This window comes from Cupriavidus sp. 05N38, from assembly GCF_056397345.1.
Map to the genome: position 1 here is coordinate 41,144 of NZ_JBFTNF010000002.1, position 16,113 is coordinate 57,256.

At 66.9% G+C, this 16,113-nt stretch carries 12 protein-coding genes; 5 read left to right on the forward strand and 7 right to left on the reverse strand.

Annotated features, from left to right (window positions below; genetic code table 11):
• Positions 1-36: 36 nt before the first annotated feature.
• On the reverse strand, positions 37-4,035 hold the full coding sequence (locus AC1DK4_RS01135; RefSeq protein ID WP_441612213.1) for a DUF748 domain-containing protein: 3,999 nt from the start codon (positions 4,033-4,035) through the stop codon (positions 37-39).
• Between the two features lie 456 nt (positions 4,036-4,491).
• On the opposite strand from AC1DK4_RS01135, the gene AC1DK4_RS01140 reads away from it, so the two are divergent.
• Positions 4,492-5,802 carry an MFS transporter gene (locus AC1DK4_RS01140; protein ID WP_441612212.1) on the forward strand — a complete coding sequence of 437 codons (1,311 nt, stop codon included), beginning with the start codon at positions 4,492-4,494 and terminating at the stop codon, positions 5,800-5,802.
• Between the two features lie 79 nt (positions 5,803-5,881).
• On the opposite strand, the gene AC1DK4_RS01145 is transcribed toward AC1DK4_RS01140, so the two are convergent.
• Positions 5,882-7,039 (reverse strand): extracellular catalytic domain type 1 short-chain-length polyhydroxyalkanoate depolymerase, encoded by a 1,158-nt coding sequence (locus tag AC1DK4_RS01145; RefSeq protein WP_441612211.1) that lies wholly within the window; start codon positions 7,037-7,039, stop codon positions 5,882-5,884.
• Between the two features lie 571 nt (positions 7,040-7,610).
• Between AC1DK4_RS01145 and AC1DK4_RS01150 the strand changes: the two genes are divergently transcribed.
• Positions 7,611-8,135 (forward strand): hypothetical protein, encoded by a 525-nt coding sequence (locus tag AC1DK4_RS01150; RefSeq protein WP_441612210.1) that lies wholly within the window; start codon positions 7,611-7,613, stop codon positions 8,133-8,135.
• A 30-nt stretch (positions 8,136-8,165) separates the two neighbouring features.
• Here AC1DK4_RS01150 and AC1DK4_RS01155 read toward each other — a convergent pair whose 3' ends face one another.
• Together AC1DK4_RS01155 and AC1DK4_RS01160 are read right to left on the reverse strand one after the other, a co-directional pair.
• Positions 8,166-8,531: a hypothetical protein gene (locus tag AC1DK4_RS01155; protein ID WP_441612209.1), complete on the reverse strand. Its 366-nt coding sequence runs from the start codon at positions 8,529-8,531 to the stop codon at positions 8,166-8,168.
• A gap of 105 nt (positions 8,532-8,636) precedes the next feature.
• Positions 8,637-8,930: a transposase gene (locus AC1DK4_RS01160; protein WP_441612208.1), complete on the reverse strand. Its 294-nt coding sequence runs from the start codon at positions 8,928-8,930 to the stop codon at positions 8,637-8,639.
• 902 nt (positions 8,931-9,832) lie between these two features.
• Between AC1DK4_RS01160 and AC1DK4_RS01165 the strand changes: the two genes are divergently transcribed.
• The 3 genes from AC1DK4_RS01165 to AC1DK4_RS01175 all read left to right on the forward strand — a co-directional run bounded on the left by AC1DK4_RS01165 (position 9,833) and on the right by AC1DK4_RS01175 (position 13,094).
• A complete protein-coding gene (locus tag AC1DK4_RS01165) occupies positions 9,833-10,789 on the forward strand; it encodes a LysR substrate-binding domain-containing protein (protein WP_441612281.1) in 957 nt (318 codons plus the stop codon).
• 183 nt (positions 10,790-10,972) lie between these two features.
• A complete protein-coding gene (locus tag AC1DK4_RS01170) occupies positions 10,973-11,665 on the forward strand; it encodes a response regulator (protein ID WP_441612207.1) in 693 nt (230 codons plus the stop codon).
• 79 nt (positions 11,666-11,744) lie between these two features.
• A complete protein-coding gene (locus AC1DK4_RS01175) occupies positions 11,745-13,094 on the forward strand; it encodes a cobyrinic acid a,c-diamide synthase CobB (protein WP_441612206.1) in 1,350 nt (449 codons plus the stop codon).
• A 6-nt stretch (positions 13,095-13,100) separates the two neighbouring features.
• Here AC1DK4_RS01175 and AC1DK4_RS01180 read toward each other — a convergent pair whose 3' ends face one another.
• The 3 genes from AC1DK4_RS01180 to AC1DK4_RS01190 all read right to left on the reverse strand — a co-directional run bounded on the left by AC1DK4_RS01180 (position 13,101) and on the right by AC1DK4_RS01190 (position 16,009).
• Positions 13,101-13,565, reverse strand: a complete 465-nt coding sequence (locus tag AC1DK4_RS01180; RefSeq protein ID WP_441612204.1) for a MarR family winged helix-turn-helix transcriptional regulator — start codon at positions 13,563-13,565, stop codon at positions 13,101-13,103.
• A 118-nt stretch (positions 13,566-13,683) separates the two neighbouring features.
• On the reverse strand, positions 13,684-15,282 hold the full coding sequence (locus AC1DK4_RS01185) for an MFS transporter (protein ID WP_441612203.1): 1,599 nt from the start codon (positions 15,280-15,282) through the stop codon (positions 13,684-13,686).
• Between the two features lie 217 nt (positions 15,283-15,499).
• Entirely contained in the window at positions 15,500-16,009 is a 510-nt protein-coding gene (locus tag AC1DK4_RS01190; RefSeq protein ID WP_441612202.1) for a helix-turn-helix domain-containing protein, read from the reverse strand.
• Positions 16,010-16,113: the final 104 nt, after the last annotated feature.

Genomic DNA, 16,113 nt, shown 5'->3' on the forward strand with positions numbered 1-16,113 from the left:
GCCCGTGGCGCCGGGTGCGCTGCTGCCTTGCCGGCCCTACTGGCGGATGGCGAAGTCGACCCGGTTGGGCGCGCCTTTGTCCTTGATGCCCTCGGCGCTGAGCTTGGGGGCGGTCAGGAACAGGTGGCTGTCCGGTACCTTGGCATCGCGTTCCAGCGCCTGCTTGACCGCCAGCGCACGCTGCTCGGCGAGTTGCCGCAGTTCCACATCGGTCACCGGTGCATTGTCGAGCAGCAGCTTTTCCATCTCCTGAGGCGGCAGCGACTTGGACAGGCCGATCATGTTGCGCGGCTTCTTGAACGATTCGCGCTTGTAGACCGCCTCCAGGTACTTCGGATATTCCTGCGCCGACACCGTCACCTTGGCACCCTGCTCGCCCTCCTCATTCTCTTCGGCCACCGCTCCCTCGCGGGCACTGGTGCGCAGGTCGCGTGCCTTCTGCTCGGCCACGCGCGCGTCGAGCCAGGCCCGGCGAGCGCCGGCCATGTCGGTGGCCGGATCGATGCGGCCGCTGATCTCCAGCCGTAGCGCGGGGCGGTCGGCCAGCGCCTTGCCGAGCGTGGCGATCTTCTCCTTGGCCGCCGGCGTCAGCGTGGCGGTGCCAGGTGGGAATTCCACGTAGCCCAGTTCGTCGCCGCCGCCGCCACCGAAGGCCGAGGCGATCAGCGAAAACGGCGAGGTGATGGCCTTGGTCAGCAGGTTGACGATGACCCGCGCGATCACCCCGCCGATGCTGAACTGCGGATCGGACAGCGAGCCCGACACCGGCAGGTTGATGTCGATCACGCCGTTGCGGTCCTTCAGCAGCGAAACCGCCAGCAGCACCGGCAGCTTGGTCGCGGTGGGGCTGTCGACCTTGTCGCCGAAGGTGAGCTGGTCCAGGTAGAGATGGTTGCGCGCGTCCAGCTTGCCGTTCTCGATCTTGTACGCCACATCCACCGTGAGCTTGCCCTTGGTGATCGGATAGCCGGCGTACTTGGTCGCGTACGGGGTGAGGCGCGTCAGTTCCACGCCGGCGGCCTTGGCGGCGATGTCGAGGTAGAGCTGGTCGGCCAGCGGGTTGAGCTTGCCGTCGATCGTGACCGGGGCATCGTCATCGATGCGCCCGGCCAGGGTCAGGTCGGCGGGGGCCGGATCGGTCGATGTGACCTTGGAGACCGAGCCCTTCATATCGGTCAGGTTGGCCGAGTAGTTGGGCTTGACGAAGAAGTCCGAGAAATTGATGTTGCCCTTCTCCACCGTCACGCCACCGATGCGGACCTGCGGCTTGGCAGCCGCCCTGGCGGCGGCGGGCGCCGGAGCGGGAGCGGCGGCAGGCGCAGAGGCCGGGCTGGCCTGCGTCAGGCTGGTGCTCGGCGCGGCTTCGCCTTTGGCGGCGCCGCCGGCCAGGACATCCTGCAGGTTCAGCCGGCCATTGGCGTTGAGGATCACGCGCGCGTAAAAGTCGGACAGCGCCACGCTGCCCACGCCCACCTTCACCGGCCCCTTCGACTCGTCCATGGCGAAGTCGATGCCGTTGACCGCCAGCGAGCGCCAGCGCAGGAAATCGTCGCCGGTCACGCGGTCCACGCTGCGCACATTGCCGAGCAGCGCATTGCCGGCGAAGCGCGCGGCAATCGGCTTGCCGCTTGGCGCATCCACGCCCAGGCGGCCCTTCACGGTCGCGGTGCCGCCGCGCAGCGCGGCGTTGAAGCGGTCGGCCAGGTAGGGCTGCATCGGTGCCAGGTCGATCTCGCGCAGGTCCAGTTGCAGCTGCACGGCCGGCACCGTGGGCAGCATGGTGCCATCCAGGGCCAGCACGCCGCGGCGGCCGGTCTCGGCCTTGAGCTTGAGCGGAATCGCGCCGCCGGCCATGGGCCACTGCAGCATGCCGGTGGCCAGGCTCACGTTGCGGTACTGGTGGATGACAGGTCGGTCGCGGTTGGCGACGGCCGGCTCGTAGTCCGTCACGCGCACCTCGCCCCCATCGAGCGAGAACTTGCCGAGCTGCGCCTTCCACGGCAGTGACCTGGCCGCCGGCGCGCTCTCCGGCTGGACGGTCTTGGCCGTGGCGACGGCCGTGCGCTGGCTTGCCTTCTGTTCGGACTGCGCCGCCCACAGGCGCGCGCTCTCGAGCAGCTGGCCGCGGTAATCGCGCGTGAGCGCCACCTGCGGCTTGGCCACCACCAATTGGCCGGCCTGGAAGGTATGGCCGGCGAGATCGAACGCGATGTCGTCGAGCGCCACGCGCTCGGCACGCATGACCGGCAGGTTGGCAGTGTCGCTGTCACTGTCGCGTCCACGGGCGCGGCGCGCATCGCGCCGGCGGGCATTGTCGGCGGCATTGCTGGCGGCATTGCTGGCTGCGGCATTGTTGGCCGCGGCATTGCCGGCCGCAGCGCCGCCGGTGGCCAATGCAGGTACCGTGACCGGTTCGCGCGTGCTCAGGTAAAGCGGCGCCAGCTCCACGCGGGACTTGTCCAGCGAGAACGCAAAGGCGGGGCCGCCCCAGGCCATCTTGTAGTGCAGTTCGGCGTTGACGGCGGTATCGCCGAGCTTGGTGCGCAGCTCGGGCGGCCACCACGCGGCAAATCCTTGCGGCCTGACGCCGCTGGCCTGCAGCGTGCCGGCCATGGTGCCGGAACGCAGCGTCAGTTCACCTTCGTGGCTGAGGCTTTGCCCCTCGCCCAGCGCCAGCTTGGCCTGTACCTTGGCAGGCTTGTCGCTGTCGCCGGACAGGCCCGCGACTTCGGCGTCCAGCGGTCCGAGCGCCAGCGTGCCTGGCCCGGAAGCGGCAAGCTCGTCGCGCAGCGCGAGACTGGCTTGCTTGATGCTGATCTGGTCGACCGCATAGGTCCACGGTGCCTCGGCCGGCTGCGGCTGCGCGATGCCCGCCGCCGCGGGCGCCGAAGCGGGCGCGGCTTTCGCGGCCGGCGCGGAGGCCGGCGCCGCGGCGCCGGGTGCGGGAGCAGGCCTTGCCGGCCTGGCTGGCGCCGTGGCGGTGGCCTGCGGCAGGAAGGCCTGGGCCAGGTCGAGCGTGCCATCGGCATGGCGCGTGGCGTTAGCAGCCAGTCCTTCCACCGTCACGCTGCGCAGGTGCGCCTTGTGGCCCAGCGGCTCGATGCGGGTGATATCGACGGCCAGGCGGCCCGCCTTCAGCAGCGGCGAGCCGTCGTGCTTGCGGATATCGGCCTCGCGCAGCGCCGCCGTGCCCGCCAGGAAGATGTCCTGCTTGTCCTTGTCCTGGATAAAGCCAAGCGTCAGCCGCGTATCCAGCAGGCCGCCCTTGATCTCGGCGTCCTTGAGCCTGGGCGCGAATGCCATGTAGCGCGGCAGCTCCAGGGCATCGAGATTCAGGTTCAGGTGCGTCTCGTGCGAGGCGGCGAACGGCAGCATGGTGCCGTCGAGCGCCAGCGCGGAGCCGTTGATGCGCGCGCTCAGCGTGGGCCGCGTGACGATCTCTACGTCGTGCGGCAGGTTGGACAGGAACGGCAGCGTGATGGTGAGGTCGTCCACGCGCTGCGTCTGCTGGAGCAGCTTGTCATCGAACACCAGGCTGCCACCGGTCAGGGCGATATTGTTGACGGAGAAGCGCGCCGGCTCGGACTTGGGCGGGGCCGGCCTGGCGGCGAAGCGCTCCTGGATGTCCGCGTAATTCATGCGGCCGCTGGCATCGCGCGCGAGGTGCAGCGCGGGCCTGTCGATATGCACGGCGTCCACTACCGGCGCCATGTGCCACAGCGAGGCGATGGCGCCGTCGATTTCCGCTTCGCCCAGCGTGAGCATCGGCGTGGTGCCGTCGGGCTCGTAGATGGTGACGTCGGAAACGGTGACCGCCAGCGAGAACGGCCGGACCTGGGCGCCGCCGAAGGTGACCTTGCGGCCGAGCGCTTCGCTGGCCTTTCCGGCCACGAACGACTTGATCAGCGGTGGCCCGCCGAAATACCCGGCCAGGCCGAACACCGCCAGCGCGGCCACGATGCCGCCGGCTACCCGCACGCCAGCCCGGCGGCGCGGCGTGGCGGTTGCCGCCTGCATGGAGAACTTGATTGCCATGTGATCCTGAAGAATTCGACCCCGAAACACCCTCACCCGAAATCCCGTTATTTCCGGGCTGCCGAAAAGCCGCGCACGCTGCGCACGCGGAATTCGCCTGCCGCCAACGCAAGAAGATGCGCTTTTATTATGCGGCTATCCGGCGAATCGGCCACTTTGTGGCCCTGATTTCACTTTTTACCCACATTATGGCAACGGTTCGGGGCAAAGCAAAGGCATTCAAACTAATCTCAAGGCGATTTCAGGACTGCAAATAATCCATTCAACTGGGCTGGTGCCGGCCGGGCCCGCGCCAATCTGGTATTGTTCCGTCTTTGCGAAGCGTCTTGTCGCAAGCCAGCGGCTTATCCGCCACTTCGTGCCTGCTTCTCCCGCGCTGTAACCCTCCGGCCAGATCCCTCCACGTCAACCGTGTTGTGCGCTTCGCATGCGAACTTTTTCCATGCGAGTCTCCTCATGTCGACCATCAGCAGTACTGCCGGAGCAGACGACGCGCGCAGCATCCCGGCGCGCCCCCTGACCGGACAGGATTACAAGACGCTTGCCCTCGCCGCCCTCGGGGGCGCGCTCGAGTTCTACGACTTCATCATCTTCGTCTTCTTCGCCACCGTCATCGGGCAGCTGTTCTTCCCGCCCTCGGTGCCGGACTGGCTGCGCCAGCTGCAGACCTTCGGCATTTTCGCCGCGGGGTACCTGGCCCGCCCGCTGGGCGGCATCATCATGGCGCACTTCGGCGACCTGCTCGGCCGCAAGAAGATGTTCACGCTTTCCATCCTGCTGATGTCGGTGCCGACGCTGCTGATGGGCCTGCTGCCGACCTACCACGCGATCGGCCTGCTGGCGCCCGTGGCGCTGCTGCTGCTGCGCGTGATGCAGGGCGCGGCCGTGGGCGGCGAAGTGCCCGGCGCCTGGGTCTTCGTCTCCGAGCACGTACCGGCGCGCCGCACCGGCTACGCCTGCGGCACGCTGACCGCCGGGCTGACCGCCGGCATCCTGCTGGGTTCGCTGGTGGCCACCGCCATCAACAGCATCTTCACGCCGGCTGAACTCACCGACTGGGGCTGGCGCGTGCCGTTCCTGCTCGGCGGCGTGTTCGGCATCGGCTCGATGTACCTGCGCCGCTGGCTGCACGAGACGCCGGTGTTCGCCGAACTGCAGAAGCGCAAGGCGCTTGCCGCGGAAATGCCGCTCAAGGCGGTGGTGCGCGACCACCGTGGCGCGGTTGCTGTATCGATGCTGCTGACGTGGATGCTGTCGGCCGGCATCGTGGTGGTGATCCTGATGACCCCGACCTTCCTGCAGAAGATCTACGGCTTCGACGCGCGCACCGCGCTGGTGGCCAACAGCGTGGCCACGCTGTGCCTGACCGTGGGCTGCGTGGTGGCAGGGCTGATGGCAGACAAGATCGGCGCCCGCGTGACGCTGTTCGTCGGCGGACTGCTGCTGGCGGTCAGCTCCTATATCTTCTATAGCGTCCTGCACACGCGCCCCGACCTGCTGATCCCGCTGTATGCCGTGGCCGGCTTCTTCGTCGGCACCATCGGCGCGGTGCCGTTCGTGCTGGTCAAGGCCTTCCCGGCGCAGGTGCGCTTCTCGGGCCTGTCGTTTTCGTACAACCTGTCGTACGCGATCTTCGGCGGCCTGACTCCGATGATCGTCACGCTGATGCTCAAGAACGACCCGCTCGCGCCCGCCTACTACGTGGTGGCGCTGTGCGCACTGGGCATGGTGACGGCGCTGTTCGTCAAGGATCGCTCGCTGGCCTGAACCAGCTGTCCCGCTCCGGAAAGGCAAAAGGGCCGCACTTGGCTGTGCGGCCCTTTTTATTTGCCTTGCGGCCGCCACCTCAGCGGCGATGCTGCCTGAAGAATTTCCACATCAGCGCGCTGGCGTCGGGCCCGACCGGCGAGTGATAGGCAAAGTCGCCGTCACCGCCGCTCCACGCGTGACTGAGACCGGCAATCTCGCACACTTCCACCATCTCGCGGTTCCACACGCCGAAGCTGGCCTCGAGGTAGTCGCCGGCAGGCAGGGCCGCGGAAGGCGGATCGACGCGCGCAACGGCGGCGCCGGTACCCGCCGCATCGGCGGGCGGCACTCCGGCATGGTCCGGGTGCCGCTTCGCGTCGCCGTTCATGCGGTCGTCCACGCGTTCGGTCATGCCGTTGTAGGCCAGGAATTGCCGCGCCAGCAGACGTGCGTTGACCGGATTCACCGCATCGTCGGCCATGCCGTGCAGGATGATGGCGGGCATCCTGGGTCCGCCCGGCATGGCGCCGGCGGCATCCAGCAGCATCGCCGGGTCGACGCTGCTGCCATGCAGCATGGCACGCAGGCCGTCGTGCGGGGTATGCCCGGCGCCGACTACCACCCCGGAGTGCAGGCCCACGGCGGCGATCTTGCCGGGATAGCGCAACGCCACGACCGCCGCCATGCTGGCGCCAGCGGACAAGCCGGCCAGGTAGACCTGGTCGGCGCGCACGTCGGGCCGCGTCACCAGTGCATCGATCAGCACCGACAGCGCCTGCGCCTCGCGGCCGCCTTCCGTGGCGCCCAGGTCGAACCATTGCCAGCAGCGCTGCATCTGGCGCCGCAGCGGCTGCTGCGGATAGGCCACGATGAAGCCCTCGCGCTCGGCCAGCGCGTTCATGCGGGTTCCGGCGGCCAGGTCTTCCGGCGTCTGCCGGCAGCCATGCAGCATCACGACCAGCGGCATGGGGCGGCGTGCCCCGCGCGAAGGCACATAAAGCCAGTACGGCAGGTGCGGCACCAGTTCGCCCGGCAATGGCGCCAGGTCGTGGTGGTGAGCGGTCCATTCGCCGGGCAGAGGCTGCCGCGACGGCAGGCGCAAGGGAGCGGGCGAGCGCGCCCGCAGGCGGGGGGACGCCGGGTTAAGAGTTGCGATACGGTCGAACCATGTCTTGAGTTGGCGCACGGACTGCGGCTGCGCCCGGCTGATGTGCCGGAGTTGCGCATGCCAGTCCGCCGAAAGGCTCTTGGCCATGAAGACTCCTGCTGTCTGCATTGTTGCGATGCAGCATAACACAGCCGCCAGGGCGCGCCCGCCGTCGCTTTCCAGCCACATGTCATGCAAGGCAGACATTGCGCCCCGCTGCGTGCAGCAACGCGCGCATGGGGCGCCGCGCTACCGCATCGAAAAAATTTGATCCGGAGCGCAAAAGAACACAGATACACCCGAGTTAGCGGCAGAAGGGCCGTGGTTATACTGCATTGGTGTCAATTCCGGGGAATTGGAGAACGCATGGCCACGTCCGAAGAAGCTATGTCGAGCTGCTCGCTGTGCTTGACGAAGACCCCGAGCGCGTGACGATCCGCCCACCTGGGAAGGCGCCGGGCCGGGTGCCGGGCGGAATGCCTCGCCGGCCAAGGCTTCACTGCCGCCGCACCAGCGTGGCGGGGCCGTGCGCGCGCCGGCGGCGTAGGACAAAGACCGACAGCTTGCCCGCGCAATCGCGGTTATGGTCAGCCCATGCCTCAGTGCACGCAGAAGACGCCAGCCAGCGCTGGTCCTCTGCGCGCGACGGCGCCCGACCTGGTTTCCGGTATCTATCTGTATGCGGGACTCCCCTTTTGCCGCGCGCATCCGCGCGGCGCCACTTGCCTTCCTGATGATCACCGGACTCGCACCGGCAGTCGCTGCGCAAGCGAACACGCCGGCATCGCTCTCCAAGCTGGCCAGGCTCTTGCTCGGCACAGTCGAGGGCAAAGGCACCGGCATGAGCGGGGTCACGCGGCTGACAGGCGGTGGCGCGGACGCCGAACTCGTCGCGGCATGCCAGGAACTGACGCGTGCCGGACCTTTCACGCTCGACAACGCGACCCGCCTGGAGGGCTGCAGCGTTTCGCCCGGCAAGCGGGTGGTATTCCGCCTGAGCCTGGTAGGGGTCGACGCCTCGCGCGAGGGCACCGTGGCCTTCATGGCCAGTGCGGGGCCGGTGCTGGTAAAGGGCATCTGCCGTAACCCGGACGTGCCGGTGCTCGGCCGCATGGGTGTCACGCTGAACTACCGCTACCAGGGCAAGGGCAACCAGCCGGTAGGGGAAGTCACGATTCCGCCGGAGCGCTGCGACAGCAAATGAGGCACGGCAAGGGAGGCACAGGCAAGGCGCTCAGCGTTTTTCCTGGGCACATTCCTGCCGGTACGCTTCGTTGAGCTTCTTGCGGTCGGCCTGGCGTTCGATCATCTGGTGGGTGCTGCCATCGGCGGAAGTCACCGTGGACTTGCCGGCGGACCATTGCGTGCCCGAGGGCAATCCGTTGATCCGGTCGAGCAAGGCCTGGCAGTGCGTGCGCTGGGCCGGCGTCAGGGTACCGTCGGCGGCCGGGCCGGCATTGTCGGTGGCGGGGTCGAGCATCAGCGGCGGCGGTGGCGCGACCATCGGCGCGGGAACCTCCAGCGCGGCGGCGGTGGCAAGCTGGCTGCCAGGCAGCCAGAGTCCCAGCAGGCCAGCCATGACTATCGAAGCCCGTCTCATTTCTCATCTCCACAGTGGGGGCGCTACGCGCCATCCCTGACGATCCTGGCTCATGGGTCGCCAGCACTCAGCGCCGTCAATCGTGCATGGCGGGAAGATCCGGACTTAGCTTCGTTCCTTGCTGTTGCCGCCACGGTTATTGGGGTTGCGCAGCAGCTCGAGCTTGAGCAGCGCATCGGCAAGCATACTCTTAAGACGGGTGTTTTCCTCCTGCAACTCACGCAGCTTGCGGCTTTCGCCCCGCGCTTCCCCTCCCGCGCCGTGCGCGTACTTGATACGCCAGCCGTAGAAGGACGCATCACTGAAGCCATAGCGCGCGCACAGTTCGCGCACCGGCACGCCGGTCGCCGCTTCCGCAAGGTAGCCGCGGATCTGCTCCTCCGAGAATCGTCTGTTCACTGCCTGCCTCCGCTAGCAAAGGCCGCTCGCGCCCGGCAGGCGCGTGCGTGGCCAGTTCTACCCCTGCCGCAAAGTTACCACCCGCACCGCAAAAGGCAATTCAGTGTGTTCATGACGCGAGTTAAGCAATTTGGAGAACCACGCCGGCGTGACGCCGGCACATCCCTATCGCCCCAGCCCCACCTGACCCGGGCAAACCTTTAAGAATAACACTACGGAAACGGAAGGCAATTAAACATTTTCCACGAGTGAATTCAGTTCTTTTTAGATCCACCCTTCGCGGCTGGACGCGTGAATATCCGATGACAAAATCGATCTCAACTTAATTGACGAATTATTTTCCCGAATTGCGGAGTGAACCGGGAGTGACATCGCCATCGCCACTGAAAGCGCATGAAAAACAACCGGATAATGAAAGCCTTGCGCTATTTTATGCCGCCACCGGCACCCAGGAGACCCGCAGTTATGATTCGCAGAACACATGCATTCTTTATTGTCTCTATGTCCGAACAACATGAATTAGATGATGTATTTTTTATAATCCCAACGAAAGGACCCCTGGCAAGTTTCAAAGTTATGTATTAATCTTGTCTGGCATTAACTAAATTTCGATCGCCGGTTGCCGGGCTCCATGCCCCGTGCAAAACAGGCGACAGGATCCCTTCGCCAAGCCGGGTCGGCTGCAGTTTTTTCAGCGAACGGGTCTTTATACCGGGCCATCATTCTGGAGAAACACTTCTTCATGGATCCCGCATGCGCCGGGACATCTGGAGAGGCAACGTATATGGCCCAGGCTCCGCTTCATCCCGGTACTGGCTCGGGGCCATGACCGGCCACGGCAACATCACGAACAAGAAAAAACTAAAAAAGAAAAACCAAGTTTCAAATCGGGAGAAGCTACCATGCGGCACGTCAGCACCAAGCTTTTGCACGTCTTCGTTCTGCTGATGGAATATCGAGACCTCAGCGCCGTCGCCGCCTGCACGCAAGGCCGGGTTCCGACCATTGCCTACAGCCTCGCGCGGCTGCGCGAGATCACCGGCGACCCCCTCTTCATCCGCCGCAACGGCACGCTGGAACCGACCGCGCACGCCCTGCGGCTGGAACAGACCGCACGGCAGATCCTGTCGAAATGGTCCCACCTGGTGCGCCCCGCCACGCCAGCCGCCGAAGCAGCCAGCCCGCAACGGCGCATCTCGATCGGGTTTTCGCCTTCGATCGGCGATCCGGTCATCACCGAAATCCTCACCGCGCTGTGCGAGCAGTTTCCCGAAGACCGCTTCATGACGCGGCCGGTCTTTGCCGACGCCGCGCTTGCCGCCCAGCTGGACAGCGGCGAACTGGATTGCGCATTCGTGGTGGACAGCCATTTCGTGCCCGACCAGGTGGCATTGCACAGCATCATGGCCACGCCGCGCCGCCTGGTCAGCGTGATCCGGCCCGGCAGCCCCGAGGAAGCGGAAGGCAGGAACGAATGGATCCTGCTGCAGGAAGACACCGAGCCGGGCAGCCCGTTGCACGGTTTCCTGAACCGGCTTGCCCACGATCCGGCTTACCGGGAAACCGTGGTGCCATCCTGGCATACCCAGGTAGCGCTGCTGCTCGCGGCGGGCGGCACCTGTCCGCTGCTGGACTTCAATGTGCCGCTGGTCACCCGCAACCAGAAGACGCGCTTGCTGGCGCCGCCGAGCAGCTTTCCCGAATGGGCCGCCCTGCATTTCTGGGCGCCGGCGCGGGCCAGCACAGGCAACGCCTTGCGCGGCATCCTCGAGATTGGCAGCGCGGTCCTCCACGATCCGGTCGTCGCCATCGACCGCCGCCACCGGGCCCAGGAAAGCCGCACCGCGTACGCGGCCTGACACGCGCGCAAGCCGCCTGGCAAGCCATCCCCGGATGCCCCGGCGGCTGGCGGCCGGCCAGCGTCAAGCCCGGACTTTTCGGCTCCAAATTGAGAATAGTCTCAGGCCATATGCCGAAAGCGACGCTTATTCTGCCTGGGCACCCGCAGCGCGGAAACCGCGCGCCCGCCCAGGAGCGTTGCCATGCCATTGAAAATCCTGATTGCCGATGACCATCCTGCCATCGCGCTGGCGGTCAGGTGCCAATTGCGGGGCCAGACCGGATGGGAGATCTGCGCCGACGTGCGCGGCGCCGCCGAGTTGCTTCAGGCCACCCGTGTATTCCGCCCCGATATCGTGGTCACCGATTACCACATGCCCTGTGCCAACGCGGGTGACGGCATCCGCCTGCTCGCCAGCCTGCGGCGCCATCACCCGGCGCTGGGCGTGGTCGTCCTCACCATGATCACCAACCCGCTCGTGTTGCGCGCAATCCTCAACACCGGCGCCCACGGCCTGTTGCTCAAGGATTCCCAGCTGGACGAACTGGTCACCGCTATCATCCGCGTCGAGCGCGGGCTGCGCTTCATCGGCGAATCCGCCGCGCGCGTGCTGGATCAGTCTGGCGCGCACTACGCGCCGGGCCGCGCCGGCGCCGTCAATCTGTCGGTACGGGAATCCGAGGTCCTGCGCCTCTATCTCAGCGGCAACTCCGTCACCGGCATCGCCGAACAGCTGTGCCGCAGCGTGAAGACCATCAGCCGCCAGAAGAACAGTGCCATGCACAAGCTGGGAGCCAGCAACGAGCGCGAGCTGTTCGACTTCGCCGCGCAGCAGGGCCTGGTGCTGCCGCTGCACGCCGACGCCGACGGGCCCAGCCATACCGAGTGGCTATAATCGCAGCGCCGCGGCATGCCGGCCACGCACGTGCCCGGCATGCGCGCTCCGCCCTTCGATTTTCCTCACGGCCCTCGTCATGTCTGCCCCCTCACCCGCCTTCGCTGGCAAACCATCCCCCGACGCCGGCAGCCTGCGCGTGCCAGCCCTGCTGGTCGCGGCGCCGGCCTCGGGGCAAGGCAAGACCACGGTCACCGCCGCGCTGGCGTGGCTGCACCGCCGCCAGGGCCGCAAGGTCCGCGTCTTCAAGAGTGGCCCCGACTACCTGGACCCGTCGATACTGGCGGCTGCAAGCGGCGCGCCGGTTCACTCGCTCGACCTGTGGATGACCGGCGCCGAGGACGCCGCGGCGCGCCTGGCGCAGGCTGCGCGAGAGGCGGACCTGATACTCGTGGAAGGCGTGATGGGCTTGCACGACGGTACGCCGAGCAGCGCGGATATTGCGCGTCATTTCGGGCTGCCTGTGCTCAGCGTGATCCAGGCCGGCGCGATGGCGCAGACCTTCGGCGCGCTGGCCTTCGGGCTGGCGGGCTATGGCCAGCCGCTGGTTTCCATGCAGGTGCTGGCCAATGGCGTGGCCTCCGCACGGCATGCCGAGATGCTGCGCGAGAGCCTGCCGGCGCATATCGGCTGGGCTGGCGGGCTGGCGCGCGACAAGGATGCCTCGTTGCCGGAACGTCACCTCGGCTTGCATGCCGCCGACGAGCTTCCCGATCTTCCCGCCCGCCTCGACCGGCTGGCCGACGCACTGGCCGGGCAGCCGATCGCCGCCTTGCCGGCGGCCGTCGGGATTGCAGCCGCACCACCGCTGCCACCGCTGCCGCCCTTGCTGGCTGGCAGGACCATCGCCGTGGCCCGCGACGCAGCCTGCCGCTTCCTCTATCCCGCCAATCTCGACACCTTGCAGGGGCTGGGCGCCCGCCTGGTCTTCTTCTCGCCGCTGGCGGATGAAGCCCTGCCTGCCTGCGACGCGCTTTGGCTGCCCGGCGGCTATCCCGAACTGCACGCGGCGCGCCTCGCGGCCAACGGCGGCATGCTGGCCTCGCTGCGCGCCGCCCACGCAAACGGGTTGCCGATGCTGGCCGAGTGCGGCGGCATGATGATGTTGTTCGACACGCTGGTGGACAAGGCCGGGCAAGCGCACAGCCTGGCGGGCCTGCTGCCCGGCACGGTCGCCATGCAAGCGCGGCTGGCCGCGCTGGGGCACCAGTGGCTGGCGCTCCCGGAAGGCACGGTGCGCGGCCATACCTTCCATTACTCCAGCGCGCAGACGCCGCTGGCGCCGTACTGTCATGCGACCGTGCCACGCGATGGCTCGCGTGGCGAGCCGGTGTTCCGGCATGGCGCGCTGACCGCTTCTTATACGCACATCTACTTTCCGTCCAACCCGCAGGCGGTGGCGCGACTGTTCGGCGCCACGGCGGGGTAGCCGTCGTCAGGCCGCGTCGGCCTTGTCCTGGGCGCCGCGCTGCACGGCAAGGGCGATGCCCGACTCGAGTTGCTCGAGGCCTTTGGACAGATTGCGCATGGTGGTCTCGGAAACGTTCTCCAGCACGTCCTGCAGGAAGGACGCGCGCTGCGGCAGCGCCTGCTCCACGATGCTCAGGCCCAATGCCGACAGCGTGACGTTGGTCACGCGGTTGTCGCGTTCGCTAGTGTTGCGCTCCACCCAGCCCAGCTCCTGCAGGGCCTTGAGCTGGCGCGTGAGCGCGCCCGGATCCATGCCCACGCGATCGGCCAGCGGCTTCTGCGCGATCGGACCGGCATGGCCGTGCAAGGCGTAGAGAATGCGCCAGCGCGGCAAGGGGTGCCCGATGCGTTGCTCGAACGCGGCCGCATAGGCCCGGTAAGTCCGCCCGAACTGCTGTAGCACAGCCAGGCTTTGTCGCTCCAGTTCCAATCCACTCTCCCGTCTGGGCCCGCCGCGCGTTGCGTGCGCACGGCGGCTTCACAAACCATCGGACCTGTCCGGCACCCCGGCATGATCCGGGGCGTTCCCCGGACGGCCCAGGGCAAAATCATTCCGCGGCCATGACCTGCTGCTTCACGGCGCGCTCCAGCTTCACGGGCGGCACGCGGCGCGAGCGCCACAGGCCAACCACGGCAATCACCGCCGCCAGCGCCAGCCCGATATGGATCGCGCCGACCAGCGACAGCCTGGCCTGCTCCAGCAGCAAGGCGCCATTGTGGCCGGCCGCCTGCAATTGCGCCACGAGGCTGGACTGCCCGGCGCGGTCGATCAGGATCTGCGGGTCCGCCATGCGCGCCTGCCATTCGCCGGCACCGGCGCCTTGCAGCGCATCGCGCACACCGCTGATGTAGCTGCGCGTGACCAGCGTCCCGACGATGGCCGTGCCCACCATGCCACCCACCATGCGCAGCGACTGCAGCATGGCCGTGGCGATGCCTAGATGCTCGCGCCCCGCCGTCTGCTGCGCGAACACGGTCAGATTCGGCATGATGAAGCCCAGCCCGAATCCGCCCACCAGCATGATGCCGAGCAACAGCTGGTGCGGCATCCCGCGCGTGGCCTGCGACAGCCCGAGGCAGGCCAGCGCCAGCATCGCGAAGCCGGCATACAGCATATTGTTGGGCTGGCGGATGCGCGTGATGATACGGCCATTCAGGATACTGCCCAGGGTGATGCACACGACCAGCGGCGTCACCAGCACGCCCGCCTCCTTCGGCGAATAGCCGAAGCCCCCCTGGAACAGCAGCGGCGCGTAGAGCAGCAGCGAGAACATCGTGAAACCCACGAACACCGCGAGCACGAACAAGGGCGCCAGGCCAGGATTGCGGAACATCTCCAGCGGCAGGATCGGGTTCGGCGCACGGCGCTCCCATTGCCACAGTCCCACCAGCGCGCACACCGACGCCACCAGCAGCCCCCCTGTCAACCAGCCAAAGCCGCGCTCCGGCATCAGTTCCACGCACAGTTGCAGGCCGCCAAGGCCCGCGCCGATCAGCGCCGCGCCCAGCCAGTCCACCTTGATCGCACCCGCATGCGCCTGCTGGCGCAGGTGCGGCAGATAGCGCCAGGCAAACAGCAAGCCCAGCACGCCCACCGGCAGGTTCACATAAAACACCGCGCGCCAGCCGTAGGCCTCGGTCAGCAAGCCGCCGAGCGACGGCCCCACCGCGTTGGCAATGCCGAACGCCGCGCTCATCATTACCTGCCAGCGCAGGCGCACATGGGAATCGGGAAACAGATCGGGAATGCACGCAAAGGCCGTGCCCACCAGCATGCCTCCGCCGATGCCCTGCAGGCCGCGCGCCAGCACCAGGAACAGCATGCTCGGCGCCATCCCGCACAGCACCGAGGCCGCCGTGAACACCACGATCGACGCCATGACGAATGGCTTGCGGCCGTAGTAGTCACCCAGCCGCCCGAAGATCGGCACCGTGATCACCGAGAACAGCAGGTAAGCCGTAGCCACCCAGGCGTAGTACTCGAATCCCTGCAGTTCCGCCACCACGGTAGGCAGCGCGGTACCGACCACGGTCTGGTCGAGCGCCACCAGCATCACCACGAACGCGATGCCCAGCATCGCCAGGAGGGACTCCCGGAACGGTAGCACTTGCCCGCTGCTATGCGGCGGGTGAGGCTGCGATATCATTTTTGTTGCCCAATCAATGATTGTAGTGTCAACCATTATAGGACAGCACCGGGGAAATGGGGGCCGGGTTGGTGCGGCGACAAGAGAGAGGCCGAGATTTCACCGTCGTCGTCGAACACGATGCGCGATGGGCAAATTCCTGCGCGGAGCGGATATCAAACAGCCGAGTGGCGCGGTGCGCGTCGTCCAGCCATTGCTGCGCCTGGGCGGCGTTCCCTCAGCGCTCGGCCGGAGCCTCCGCGATTGTCCGGGCATAGATCGCGTGCAGCGCCGTGGCGTCGAGCAACTTCACGCTGCGATGGCGAATTTCGATCAGGCCGGCATCGGAGAGCCGCGAGAACAGTCGACTGACGGTTTCCAGCTGCAGGCCGAGATAGCGCCCGATCTCCTCGCGCGTCATGCGCAGCCGGAACTCGCTCGACGCAAAGCCGCGCGCCGACAGGCGGACCGACAAATCAAGCAGGAAGCAGATCAGCCGCTCCTCCGCGCTCATCACGCCAAGCGTCGAGAGCATCCGGTGGTCGCGCTGCACCTCGGTGGAGAGCAGGCGCAGGATATTGTTGTGCAGCGACGGCAGGTTACTGGCAAGGGCCCGCAGTGCCGGCACATTGATGCGACACAGCGTGTTACCCAGCAGAACGCTGCATTGGTGGAAGAATCCGCAGCCGCAGCGCAATCGCTGGAGGAACAGGCGGAGCGGATGAGCGACGCCGTCTCGGTCTTCCACGTCCCGGCCACACGCGGAGCATTGAGTGCATATTGAGGCCGTCCGGCCAGACTCGACACATTCTTGACCTCAAGCAAATCACCACCTGGTCATCTCGATCAAAG